At 46.9% G+C, this 12,003-nt stretch carries 12 protein-coding genes; 4 read left to right on the top strand and 8 right to left on the bottom strand.

Going from position 1 to position 12,003, the window contains the following annotated elements; all coding sequences use genetic code 11:
- The first annotated feature begins 273 nt into the window (after nt 1-273).
- The 3 genes from C400_RS0113635 (at nt 274) to C400_RS0113625 (ending at nt 2,973) form a co-directional block, all read left to right on the top strand.
- Nucleotides 274-1,176 (top strand): LysR family transcriptional regulator, encoded by a 903-nt coding sequence (locus tag C400_RS0113635; RefSeq protein WP_016820048.1) that lies wholly within the window; start codon nt 274-276, stop codon nt 1,174-1,176.
- A 60-nt stretch (nt 1,177-1,236) separates the two neighbouring features.
- On the top strand, nt 1,237-2,046 hold the full coding sequence (locus C400_RS0113630; protein WP_017427306.1) for a histidinol-phosphatase: 810 nt from the start codon (nt 1,237-1,239) through the stop codon (nt 2,044-2,046).
- Nucleotides 2,047-2,232: 186 nt separating this feature from the next.
- Entirely contained in the window at nt 2,233-2,973 is a 741-nt protein-coding gene (locus C400_RS0113625; protein WP_016820046.1) for a GTP pyrophosphokinase, read from the top strand.
- Nucleotides 2,974-2,979: 6 nt separating this feature from the next.
- Here the strand turns inward: C400_RS0113625 and C400_RS0113620 are convergent, their stop codons facing one another.
- Entirely contained in the window at nt 2,980-3,615 is a 636-nt protein-coding gene (locus tag C400_RS0113620; RefSeq protein ID WP_017427305.1) for an alpha/beta fold hydrolase, read from the bottom strand.
- Nucleotides 3,616-3,834: 219 nt separating this feature from the next.
- On the opposite strand from C400_RS0113620, the gene C400_RS0113615 reads away from it, so the two are divergent.
- Nucleotides 3,835-4,722, top strand: coding sequence for an NAD-dependent epimerase/dehydratase family protein (locus C400_RS0113615; RefSeq protein ID WP_017427304.1), 888 nt, complete (start codon nt 3,835-3,837; stop codon nt 4,720-4,722).
- Nucleotides 4,723-5,034: 312 nt separating this feature from the next.
- Here C400_RS0113615 and C400_RS0113610 read toward each other — a convergent pair whose 3' ends face one another.
- The 7 genes from C400_RS0113610 to C400_RS0113575 all read right to left on the bottom strand — a co-directional run bounded on the left by C400_RS0113610 (nt 5,035) and on the right by C400_RS0113575 (nt 11,837).
- On the bottom strand, nt 5,035-5,643 hold the full coding sequence (locus C400_RS0113610; protein WP_017427303.1) for a GNAT family N-acetyltransferase: 609 nt from the start codon (nt 5,641-5,643) through the stop codon (nt 5,035-5,037).
- A gap of 52 nt (nt 5,644-5,695) precedes the next feature.
- Nucleotides 5,696-6,436, bottom strand: a complete 741-nt coding sequence (locus tag C400_RS0113605) for a metallophosphoesterase family protein (RefSeq protein WP_017427302.1) — start codon at nt 6,434-6,436, stop codon at nt 5,696-5,698.
- Between the two features lie 107 nt (nt 6,437-6,543).
- Nucleotides 6,544-7,488: a metallophosphoesterase gene (locus tag C400_RS0113600; protein ID WP_017427301.1), complete on the bottom strand. Its 945-nt coding sequence runs from the start codon at nt 7,486-7,488 to the stop codon at nt 6,544-6,546.
- A 68-nt stretch (nt 7,489-7,556) separates the two neighbouring features.
- Entirely contained in the window at nt 7,557-8,366 is an 810-nt protein-coding gene (locus C400_RS0113595) for an aminoglycoside N(3)-acetyltransferase (protein ID WP_017427300.1), read from the bottom strand.
- A gap of 170 nt (nt 8,367-8,536) precedes the next feature.
- On the bottom strand, nt 8,537-9,304 hold the full coding sequence (gene sdhB, locus C400_RS0113585) for a succinate dehydrogenase iron-sulfur subunit (RefSeq protein WP_013372870.1): 768 nt from the start codon (nt 9,302-9,304) through the stop codon (nt 8,537-8,539).
- A gap of 19 nt (nt 9,305-9,323) precedes the next feature.
- Complete coding sequence (sdhA, locus tag C400_RS0113580; RefSeq protein ID WP_016820039.1) at nt 9,324-11,069, bottom strand: succinate dehydrogenase flavoprotein subunit; 1,746 nt, start codon at nt 11,067-11,069, stop codon at nt 9,324-9,326.
- Between the two features lie 93 nt (nt 11,070-11,162).
- Nucleotides 11,163-11,837, bottom strand: coding sequence for a succinate dehydrogenase cytochrome b558 subunit (locus C400_RS0113575; RefSeq protein WP_016820038.1), 675 nt, complete (start codon nt 11,835-11,837; stop codon nt 11,163-11,165).
- Nucleotides 11,838-12,003 lie beyond the last annotated feature (166 nt).

Below are 12,003 nucleotides of genomic sequence, written 5' to 3'. Positions count from 1 at the left end.
AGCTAAAGCACAAAAAAATGTGAATAATGTCCTATATCTTTACTCCATGCCGAATTTAGACAGGTTAATTTTAAAGTATATCAGGACTTTAGTCTTTATTTCCCAATATACCACACTTTACGATGTACTGCTTCGATTCATTGCCCTTCCTGCTCGAATAACCTATAATCTAATGAAATAAAGCATAACGATGGTTTTACATATAAACAAGTAGATTGGCTAAACTCAGTCTATACAGCTGCGACAAGCTAAAGAAAAGAGAGGAGGAACTTCATGAACATCAGTCAACTTGAAACGCTTATCATGATTTCCAAAACGATGAGCTTCCGTAAAGCCGGAGAACTTCTCAATTTGACGCAGCCGGCAGTGTCCGCCCAAATCAAAAGTCTGGAGGATGAGTTCAAAACCATTCTGATTGACCGCAACCAGCCCGTCACCCTGACCGACCGGGGAGTTGTTTTTTTGGAACACGCCGAGCGCATATTAGAGGTAGTTGAGGAATTAAGACAGAGATTGTACGACTTAAACGAAACACCGCAGGGTCACATTGCACTGGGTACCACAACATCCATCGCCATTCAAATTTTACCGCGTGTGCTCTCCTATTTTCAGGATCAGTTCCCTCTCATCAAAACCTCCATTCAATCGATGGCTTCCTCGATGATCTATCAGCAGGTGGAGAACGGACTTATTGATGTTGGTATCGGTTATCTGATCGAACGTAATCCCAATCTAAGCACTTCAGTTCTGTACTATGATTCCTTTGAACTTGTCGTGTCTCCTACTCATCCGCTGGCCTCGCAACCACATGCTACCATTGAAGCCCTTCGGGAAATTCCGCTCATTCTGCTCTCTCCCGATACGGTTGGACGGAAATTCGTGGACGATGTTTTTAAAAAGCACCAAATCGTTCCCCATGTTGTGATCGAGTTGTCCAGCAGTGAGGAAGTTAAACGGATGGTCGAAATCAATCTCGGGGCTGCCATCATTTCCAGATTGTCAGTCACTTCTGAACTGCGTACAGGCACATTAAAAATGATCCATATTCCCGAGCTGGAAGTTAGTCATCCGGTAGGGGTGATTTATAAATCCGGCCGCTATCTAAACTCAGCAATGCAGCAATTTTTAAGCGATCTAAAGGGGATGCCAGAGACGAATTTCACCAGTTCTGAATAACGTAATTCGCTATGAACAACATACACAATATAAACCTTGGTTACGAAAGGAAGACAGTCCATGAAATTTGATCTGCACACCCACCATTTCCGCTGCGGTCATGCAGACGGCAACATTCGGGATTACATCGAAGCAGGTATTCAATCAGGCTTACAAGCTATTGGTATTTCCGACCATTCCCCCTTCCTATGCAGCGAAAAGGATCAGGCTTTTCCTAAAATTTATATGGCCAAGTCAGAGCTTGCTGAATATGTAAAAGAGGTACAGGAGCTTAAGAAGGAATACGAGGGCCGTATTGACGTGCTTCTTGGATTGGAAACGGATTATTTCCCTGATTTTGCTGAATTGTATCGTTCTACTTTGGCTCCTTATCCATTTGATTACCTTATCGGGTCGATTCACAATGTTGAAGGGGACAGCATTTTTAACCGCAACCGTTGGAAAAAACTAAGTGACGCTCGTAAAGTCGAGGTCAAACAAGCCTACTATGCGCTCATTCAGCAATCTGCGCGAAGCGGCATGTTTCAGATTTTAGGTCATATTGACGCCATGAAGGGGAATTTCCCTGCCTTTTCAGACATTCCTGCCGATGAAGCCATTGACGAAACCTTGCAAGTGATTGCAGCATCCAATGTGGCGATTGAAATTAACACTTCAGGTAAAACCAAGCTGAGTGGCGGATGGTACCCGTCTGCTTCTATTTTAGAAAGAGCGCACCATTTTGGTGTGGAGGTTACTTTTGGTTCGGATGCCCATAAGCCTTCGCGGGTAGGCGACGATTGGGAAGACGTAAAAGCGATGCTGAAGGATATCGGCTTCCGGGAATGGGTTTATTTTAAAGAAAAACGTAAAATTCCTGTGGCGCTTTAAAAGGCATGAAAGGTGGGATCGCTGTTGCAATGGGATGCTTAGGTATTCTATATATAGCAATAATCCCATTGCAACAGCGAACGCTATGCTTCTCCAGATTCAAATCCTCGCTCTGCTACCAATCGCCTTAAACCGTACAGCTCCATTATTTTTAATAAACAACATCTTGTGTGAGGAGAATTACATATGCAATTGGAAGATCCTATGGACAAGCTCAAAAAGCTAAAGCATGACATCACGCGCTTTATGCTCATCTATAAGTTTGCGCTCGACGAAATGGAAACCAAGATTGAAATATTAAAACAGGAATTTCAAGCGTTGCACGATTACAGCCCTATTGAGCATACCAAATCACGCCTTAAGTCTCCTGAGAGCATCATGAACAAAATGCTTCGTAAAAATAGCGAGTTATCGCTGGATGCTATCAAAGATTCTATCAAGGATATCGCGGGCTTGCGTATTACTTGCTCTTTTATTTCTGACATTTATGATGTCAGTAACATGCTTCAGAGACAGAGTGACCTCAAGGTGCTGGAAATCAAGGATTACATCAAGAATCCCAAGCCGAACGGTTATCAAAGCCTGCATTTGCTGATTCAAGTTCCTGTATTCATGTCGGACTGTGAGGAACTAGTCTGCGTAGAGGTGCAGATTCGAACCATTGCGATGGATTTTTGGGCAAGCCTGGAGCATAAAATCTTTTATAAATACAACCAGTCTGTTCCCGAGAGTCTGACACGTGAATTAAAGAACGCAGCGGATTCCGCTAATGCGCTGGATCTGCAAATGGAACGTCTGCATCGTGAAATCAAGGAGATTAAAGATGCCAGAGGTGAAGAAGACTCTATGGAAGAGCTTCGAAAGATTATGATTAATAATCAGCAGATTACGGTGCCAGCCAATTTTTTGAAGCTTCTAGGGGAATAATTTTAATCAACCAATAGCGTGATTATTCAAAAATTGAAGAATAGAATCATTGATTAAGATGGGCTGCTCTCTAAGCATATGCGGTCGATGACTACAACCCAGAGCAACTAGATAACGTGAATCTTGGACGCATGAGCATAATTCCTGAAGCTGCTCTTCTGTGGCAAAGTCGTCATGTTCACCGGCGATAAATAATGCAGGGCACGTAATGCGGCTTAACTCATTCCGTGTCAATTGCGGATATTGGCGCCAATCCTGAGCGCTTTGACGCATAAATTCCTGCCAATTACCTTGATGCGCTTCCTCATGGCGTTCCATCATTTGATGAATCATTTCATAACATTCGTTTTGGATGAGCCACTCCGGCTCAAACTCATCTGCCCCCTCAGGACATGCGACTCCACTACACCCAATGGTGGTAACGGTTGCGAACATTTGAGGGTGCTTCACCGCACAGTATAAAGCCACATTGCCTCCGCAGCTGTACCCAATAAGATGAGCTTTAGAAATATGTAACGCCTGCATAAAATCAAGCACATCTTCTGCGAGTTGAGGGGTACTCCATTCCAGGCTATCACATTTCGTTCTGCCATGTCCCCGATGGTCTGGAAAATAACATGTATACTTTTGCTGAAAAATCAAGTAATTGAGATGAAAAAGCCAGGATTCCCCTTGAATAATGACTGTGCAAAAATATGACGGGGTCTCCTACACCCATTTTTTCGTAATACATTTCTAAATCCCGAGTTTTTACGTATGGCATGTGATCCTCCCTTTTTTATTGCGTCCTGTATCTTTTACATTCCTTAGTCCGTCTATCTTAATATAAATGAAAACCATTCCATGAGGAGTGATGTAAGTATGAAAAAGGTACTTGTTTTGGGAGGAACGCGCTTTTTCGGCAAGAGACTGGTGGAACGTCTGCTGGACAGTTCCGAGAACTCCATTACTATTCTCACGCGGGGCCACACAAACGATTCGTTTGGTGACCGTGTTCAACGGATCTGTGCAGACCGTACGGACCCGCAAGCGCTCGCAGAGGCGGTAGGTGAGCAAGTGTGGGACGTTGTTTATGATAATATTTGCTATTCCCCAGATGAAGCCAGCGAAGCCTGTCGTATTTTTGATGCTAAAGCCAAAAGGTATATTATGACCTCAAGCCTATCTGTCTATGATCCAAGCCCGGAAGCGGTGACAGAGAATATCTTCGATCCTCAGGCTTATCCAGTTCGCCAGGGCGGAAAGGACGATTTTACATATCAAGAGGCTAAACGGCAGGCTGAAGCAGTTTTTACGCAGCAAGCTACGTTCCCTGTAGTGGCTGTTCGTTTTCCGATTGTATTGGGAACAGATGATTATACGAAAAGACTTCATTTTCATATTGAACATGTTCGTGCAGGCCAAGAAATTGGAGTACCTAATCCCGCAGCCCATATCTCATTTATTCGTTCCGATGAAGCTGCAGATTTTCTGCTTTGGCTTGGGTCTGCTCATTTAACAGGCCCTGTAAATGCTTGTTCCGACGGTACAGTAAGGATTGGAGATATCATTTCCATTATCGAGCAGGTCACGGGAAAACAAGCTGTGATCCAAGAAAAAACAGCAGACGAGCATATGTCTCCATTCGGTATTACACAGTCGTGGTACATGGATACATCCAATGCCCAGTCAGAGGGATACTCATTCCTCTCCCTAAACGAATGGTTACCAGAGCTGGTAATCAGCCTGAACCGTACCTATGAATCATAAAAAAAGGGGACCCGAAGCTTCGGGTCCCAGCAATATATATGATTCAAAGGGGGTCATGTCTATGTTGTACCCAGTCTATATTAAAGTAGTTTTGCAGTTATATTTCATTTTTGTTACAAAATGAAACATAGACAGGATCTGTCCAATCCATATTATCTCGAATTAAAGAACCAAAAAAAGAGGACCCGAATGATCGGGTCCCAGCAACATATATTATTCAAAAGGGGGTCATGTCTGTATTGTACCCGTCCTGTGTTAGAGTTGCTTTGCAGTTATATTTCATCTTTGTAACAAAATATTCCAATGTCATTTCTAGGCATAATCCCCTTGGGTCATCGAAAATACCAATACACTCGGCACCTCTCCTAAGGGATCATAGGCACCAATGGTCCGCAGCAGGCGCATCTTATTTTTCATAAGCACACGCATCGAAGCGTGGTTATTCTCTTGGCAACGACTTTCGATCCGCTTCAGCTTCAGAGACTCGAAACCAAAGTTCAGCATTTCTCCCACGACTTCTGTAGCCAATCCCTGTCCCCAAAAAGGCCGATCCAGAATATAGCCCAGTTGTGCCTCACCCGTCCTTTCATTCCATTGCTGAAAAGAAACGATACCGAGCAACGGTGAGGAGGTCCGTTTGTTGAATTCATCATGCAGATTGCTTTCTCCTGTATTTCTCCGATGCCATTCCACTGCGAAATGCAGAGAATCCAGGGAGTCAGCAGATATTTTAATTTGCGCAACCAGGCGCCTCATTCTGGCATAGACTGGCTTGCGAATTCGATTCACATATTGGATTACCAATGGATCGGATAAGATCCGCTCCAGCGCAGGATAATCCTCCGCTCTTAGCTGGCGCAATCGGACTCGGCGAGTGTAAAGCTCCGGCAATCCGAGACGAAGCATTTCTCTGGTCAGCACAATGTTCCCTCCTGCGGATGGATTCTGCTTTTAGCTATGCATATTTCCATACTTAATCCAGGTCCTGAATTCCGCGGTAAATACCGGTACGCAGTTCTCGAATATAATATGCCAAGGAAGGAACATCTGCCTCCTCTGCTTGTTTTACTGCCAATTCTATATCATAGGGTACACGTACAAACTGAATGGAAAAAGGCGTGAGCTGCTCCTCTCCCCATTGCCCCTCTAAAATGCAGTAGGAAGCCTGGGTGATATCCAACGGATTCCCGACACTCCCAACGTTAAAAAGTGTTTTCCCCTGAAAATGCTGAATAAAAGCATTATGCACATCACCATATCCCACGACCTCTGGAGCAAAAGGTACTTTTCCACTTTCCTCTGCTAGTGGATCAAACATGGCAAGCCTTTTGGCCGGCTCATCCCATGGCTGCACACGGTGATACACACTTTGCGGCGAGGCATGCACCAAGCGGATACGACGTCCGCTCATTCTGAAATCATAATGAAACGGTAACTGTGCCAAATACTGTACTCGCTCTGCACCCAAACGTTCGGCTTGCCAGCTAAAATGGAGATCATCGGTTATGCTAACCAACTCATCCCAATTGCCTCTAACGACGACTTCACAATGTTGGCGGATAGCATCCAGCACCTCGCACGGGCTAGGCCCTTTGCCGATCAGATCCCCCAAACAAAACACACGGCTAATGCCTCGGGAAGCAATATCCTCCAGCACCGCCTCACAAGCAGGCCAATTGCCATGAATATCTGAAATGACAGCAACACGATCCATCTGAATCTCACTCCTTTGTCCCGAAACGACTACATCTCTACACTACATTCAAGCCAACATTATGTAGTTCCAACATATATGATGAAGATGAAAAAAAAGATCATGGCCTATTGGCCAGATTTTAACGTAATCACACTAAGCTCCGGTCTGCACAGCACCCGTATCGGCAAATGTGTCATCCCAATGCCGCGGCTGACATACAGTGGCATTCTATCCGTCCCCACATGAAACAATCCCTGAATGTACTTGCGTCCACCTGGGGGCGGCATCGGTGCTCCAATGACCGGCAAACGTACCTGTCCCCCATGTGTATGTCCTGACAATTGAAGATCAAAGGACATTTGTGCCGCCACATCTGCATAGTCCGGCTCATGCATCAGCAGCAGCTTGCACATCTCATCAGGCAGTCCGTGGATAGCACGCTGCGGATTGGGCTTGCCCATGATGTTATCCTCTAAACCGACAATGGCCACACGTTGTCCCGCGCGCTCTATAACCGTATGCTCGTTTCTCAGCAGCGTAAACCCAGTTTTGGGATATAGCTCCTGAACGCCGGCTGGCAAGCCTCTATAATCATGATTGCCCAGAATAGCAAACTTGCCAAGGGTAGCGTGCATGGAAGCCATAACTGGAACAGCAGCCTTCATAGATACGGAATAATCATCTACAATATCTCCTGTAAAACAGAGCAAATCCGGCTCCAGACCTGCTATCTGGTCCGCCAGCTCACGCAGATCCTGCTCATCCATATGAAACCCCAAGTGTACATCACTGAAATGCACCACCCTAATTCCGTCAAATGCAGACGGAAGACGAGGGAGAGACAAATTGAAGCGTGTAATCTCCAAATGATTAGGCTCCCACAAGGAAGCATATCCTCCAGCCAGAAGTGCAGTTCCTGCAGTGGCCAAAGCCGCTTTCTTCAAAAAACGGCGGCGGGAAGGATTGGCTGGCTCATTTGATAAGGAACGCCGCGAAGAACCGGGAGGGATAGCGGCCTCCTGTTGTAGGCCATCCTGACTCTCGCGGCGGATTTGCGGCCTCTTCTCCATATGCGTTCCCCCTTTGCGATCTATTCCTCTATCTCATTTGTCAGAAATTTTTACTGTTCACGAAAGCTTTAGCGATGAGTGGATAACCACTGCTCTGCATAGTCAACCAAATCCCGTTGCCTTGCGAAAAAACATGAAGCCTCTCCAATGTTCACCCGCGTAAAGGATGTGGGACATTCCCGCTCAAAATCAAGTCCCAGCTGCTCAAAATCATCCGAGGTAATATTATAATCCTGAAAAGACACCCACGCTTTGATCCCATCCACCATCATAGGGGCTTGATGCGTGACAACTTCACGTCCATTATAGGCTGTTCGATATTCTGCCAAATGTAAAGAGGTGTTGCTGTCATGTCCGCAGCCCAGCAACAGTACATAGGCATCTGCCTCATAAAGCTTTGCCAAGGGCGAATGCTCACCCAGCCCAAAATCAAGCTCATGCGCTTCCAGCAAGCCTAAAGCAGCAGGTCCACGTCCCGCCAGAGAAACGTGCGGATGCCCGCTGCGCACTGTTCCTGGCAGGCCACGGAACGTTTCTACGATGACGCCCATCCCTCCGGTCAGCGTCCAGGCCGGATCATAAGCGGGCATTTCCTCGCGGACCAGTTCCCACCACGACTCATCCAGAGGCGGGTTCATCCAGGTGGACGGATCTGTCAAGTCATGTGACTGTGTTGGCATCACCAGCGTTCCTTCCCGGCCAATCGCTTTGGTTAATGCGGCAAGAATGGTGGAGGCCCCGCCTGGAACAAAGCGTCCAAAGCTGCGCATCGACGAGTGAACAAGCAGTGTCATGCCGCTCCGAACTCCCAGCTCCCTTAATCCTTTCATTACATCCGACCGCGTGACAGGTCGATTCGTTATCGGTTGCACAGTCACCTGTCCAGCCTCCTTTTCTCCAAAACGATACACAATACTCTAATTATACCATAAGTGCTGTCCCTCGCTCCTTCCTCCATGTTACCCTCCATCATTCCTGAGCGCAAAAAAACAGGCTTTCTCCGGTTTGGGAAGAAGCCTGTTTGAGTACAACCTATGGGCTGGCTCTGCTACACAGTCAGCCAGCGCTTGAACATATGCTTGGTCGTTTGCTTGTTCATTTCGGCAATGGAAGTTGTCAATGGAATGCCTTTCGGGCAAGAGCGTACGCAGTTTTGCGAATTACCACAGCCCTCCAGCCCGTCGTCCGTCATCAATGCATCCAGGCGCTCCTCCTGATTCATTTCCCCTGTCGGATGGCTATTAAACAGGCGAACCTGAGATATCGCCGCAGGTCCGATGAACGTCGTCTTCTCATTGACGTTCGGGCATGCTTCCAGACAGACACCACAGGTCATGCACTTGGACAGCTCATACGCCCACTGACGCTTTTTCTCTGCCATTCTAGGACCCGGCCCCAGATCGTAGGTACCGTCAATCGGAATCCACGCTTTGACCTTCTTGAGCGCGTTAAACATCCGGCTGCGGTCAATGACCAAATCCCGTACTACCGGGAATGTGCTCATCGGCGCAATCGTAATCGGCTGCTCCAGCTTATCGACAAGCGCCGCACACGCCTGACGCGGTTTGCCGTTAATCACCATGGAGCAAGCTCCACATACTTCCTCCAGGCAGTTCGACTCCCAGCACACCGGAGCCGTCTCTTTACCTTGGCTGTCTACCGGGTTACGCTGAATTTCCATCAGCGCGCTGATCACGTTCATTCCCGGTCTGTAGGCCAGTTCGAATTCTTCCGTATAAGAACTAGCGTTAGGCTCATCCTGACGAGTAACCACAAACTTCACTGTTTTATTCGACTTCACTGCTTGCTCCGACATCTAAATACACTCCCTTCTGTTATTTGCTCTTGGAATAATCTCGAACACGCGGCTTGATCAGTGAAACGTCGACCTCTTCATACGAAATTTGTGGTCCTTCCGGTGTCCAATCTGCAATCGTCGTTTTCAAATAATCTTCATCGTTGCGGTCCGGGAAATCCGGCTTGTAATGGGCCCCGCGACTTTCGTTGCGCAGCAGCGCCCCTTTGGTCATCGCTTCAGCCAGCTCCATCATGTTCCACAACTGCCGTGTAAACGCAGCACCCGCATTATTCCAGCGCGAAGCGTCATTAATGTTAATGTTCGAGTAACGCTCCTTCAGCTCCTTGATCTTGTGAATCGTAGCTTCCAACTTGTCATTATAACGAACCACGGTCATATTGTTCGTCATCCACTCACCCAGCTCTTTATGAAGAACATAGGCATTTTCTTTTCCATCCATGTGCAAAATATGCTCGTATTTCTCAGTCTGCTGATGGACTGCCGCATCAAATACCGAAGAAGCTACATCCTGGGCAGACTTTTTCAAGCCCTTGATATATTCCACAGCCTTTGGTCCAGCCACCATTCCACCATAAATGGCCGACAGCAACGAGTTTGCACCCAAGCGGTTCGCTCCGTGATACTGGAATTCACATTCACCAGCTGCGAACAGACCCGGTATATTTGTCATCTGATTATAATCGACCCACATGCCGCCCATTGAATAATGAACAGCCGGGAATATTTTCATTGGGATTTTACGCGGATCGTCGCCGACGAATTTTTCATAAATTTCAATAATGCCGCCCAGCTTTACATCCAGCTCTTTTGGGTCCTTGTGGGACAAATCCAGATAGACCATGTTCTCGCCATTAATACCCAGTCCATCATCAACACATACGCTGAATATTTCACGTGTCGCAATGTCGCGAGGGACCAGATTTCCATAAGCCGGATATTTTTCTTCAAGGAAATACCATGGCTTCCCGTCTTTATATGTCCAAATGCGACCGCCCTCTCCCCGTGCCGACTCGGACATGAGACGCAGCTTATCGTCACCGGGTATAGCCGTTGGATGAATCTGTATAAATTCACCGTTCGCGTAGCGAACGCCTTGCTGATACACTGCACCGGCAGCTGTACCGGTATTAATAACGGAATTTGTGGTTTTACCGAAAATAATTCCGGGACCACCGGATGCCAAAATAACGGCGTCCGCTGCAAAAGTCTTCACTTCCATCGTACGCAAATCTTGCCCGCAAATCCCTCGGCAGATGCCTTCATCATCCAGTACAGCCTGTAAAAACTCCCAGTTCTCGTACTTGGTCACCAAACCAGCAGATTCCCAGCGCCGTACCTGCTCATCGAGAGCATACAGGAGTTGCTGTCCTGTCGTCGCGCCAGCGAAGGCTGTCCGATGATGCTGGGTACCGCCAAAGCGGCGGAAATCTAGCAGTCCTTCTGGTGTCCGATTGAACATAACACCCATGCGGTCCATGAGATGGATAATTCCCGGAGCCGCTTCGCACATCGCTTTTACCGGCGGCTGGTTGGCCAGAAAGTCACCGCCATAGACTGAATCATCAAAGTGAATCCAGGGTGAGTCTCCCTCACCTTTGGTATTTACCGCACCGTTAATGCCGCCCTGCGCACAAACGGAGTGGGATCTTTTGACCGGAACCAAAGAAAATAGATGAACGTGGACTCCCGCTTCTGCCGCCTTGATCGTAGCCATTAGACCAGCCAGACCGCCGCCCACGACAATAATGTTGGATGCTGCCATTTCTGCTCACTCCTTCTTTTCAGGATTTGTACTAAATCCCCTTTTACAAATCAGAATAGAATCTCAACACGATGTATCATTTAAATAACTCGTTTACAGTAGCTGTTTAAAGGCGCTGCATTGCACCAAGGCTGTTGCCGTTTCCTGGAATTCCGCGCTGCGAAATGCAAGCAGGGAAGCAACGAAGCCGATCGACACCACCACGAACAGGGTCATACAGATATAGGAAGATACTTTTTGGGCACGTGGTCCCACGGTAATCCCCCAACTGACCATAAATGCCCACAGTCCATTAGCAAAGTGAAATGATGCCGAAACGACACTGATTAAATACAAAATAAAATAGACCGGGTTCGTCACTATACCATGCATTACGCCGCCTAGCTCCTCATGAGTTACATTACCCAGGGCCACCTGAAAGCGTGTGTCGTATACGTGCCAGATAATAAATACAAACGTAATGACGCCGGAAATACGCTGGAACAAAAAGCGCCAGTTACGCGAATAGCCAAACCTTTTGACATTCGGGTCAGCCTGATAAGCGATATACAAGCCATAGATTCCGTGGAACAGTAATGGCAAGTAGATGAATAACGTTTCTAACACAATAACCAGCGGCAAACCATTCAGGAAGGCCACGCTGCGATTAAAACCTTCCTTGCCGCCCTCCACCGCTGTGAAGTTCGTCACCAAATGCTCAACAAAAAATAGAGCCAATGGAATGACGCCAAGAAGCGAATGCAGCTTTCTGGAATAAAATCCTCTCATCTAGGTCATGCTCCCTTCTCCCAATAATAGCGTTTTCAATAGTAATATAACATATAAAATGACAGTTCCCGACAGGGAATGTTCAACAAGGTGTCCCTTATAAGGAAAAACAAAAGTGTGAACATCTTGTGTCGCTTTCATGTTACTCCTTTTCGGCTTATAATGG

The sequence above is a fragment of the Paenibacillus sp. ICGEB2008 genome, assembly GCF_000307675.1.
GTDB lineage: Bacteria > Bacillota > Bacilli > Paenibacillales > Paenibacillaceae > Paenibacillus > Paenibacillus polymyxa.
Note: the sequence above shows the minus strand (reverse complement) of the source record. Positions and strands in the feature narration are given on the sequence as shown.

Coding starts and splice junctions, on each gene's coding strand:
- C400_RS0113625 (WP_016820046.1), top strand. CDS start 2,233: ATGCAATTGGAAGATCCTATGGACAAGCTCAAAAAGCTAAAGCATGAC.
- sdhB (WP_013372870.1), bottom strand. CDS start 9,304: ATGTCGGAGCAAGCAGTGAAGTCGAATAAAACAGTGAAGTTTGTGGTT.
- C400_RS0113635 (WP_016820048.1), top strand. CDS start 274: ATGAACATCAGTCAACTTGAAACGCTTATCATGATTTCCAAAACGATG.
- sdhA (WP_016820039.1), bottom strand. CDS start 11,069: ATGGCAGCATCCAACATTATTGTCGTGGGCGGCGGTCTGGCTGGTCTA.
- C400_RS0113600 (WP_017427301.1), bottom strand. CDS start 7,488: ATGGAGAAGAGGCCGCAAATCCGCCGCGAGAGTCAGGATGGCCTACAA.
- C400_RS0113605 (WP_017427302.1), bottom strand. CDS start 6,436: ATGGATCGTGTTGCTGTCATTTCAGATATTCATGGCAATTGGCCTGCT.
- C400_RS0113630 (WP_017427306.1), top strand. CDS start 1,237: ATGAAATTTGATCTGCACACCCACCATTTCCGCTGCGGTCATGCAGAC.
- C400_RS0113615 (WP_017427304.1), top strand. CDS start 3,835: ATGAAAAAGGTACTTGTTTTGGGAGGAACGCGCTTTTTCGGCAAGAGA.
- C400_RS0113575 (WP_016820038.1), bottom strand. CDS start 11,837: ATGAGAGGATTTTATTCCAGAAAGCTGCATTCGCTTCTTGGCGTCATT.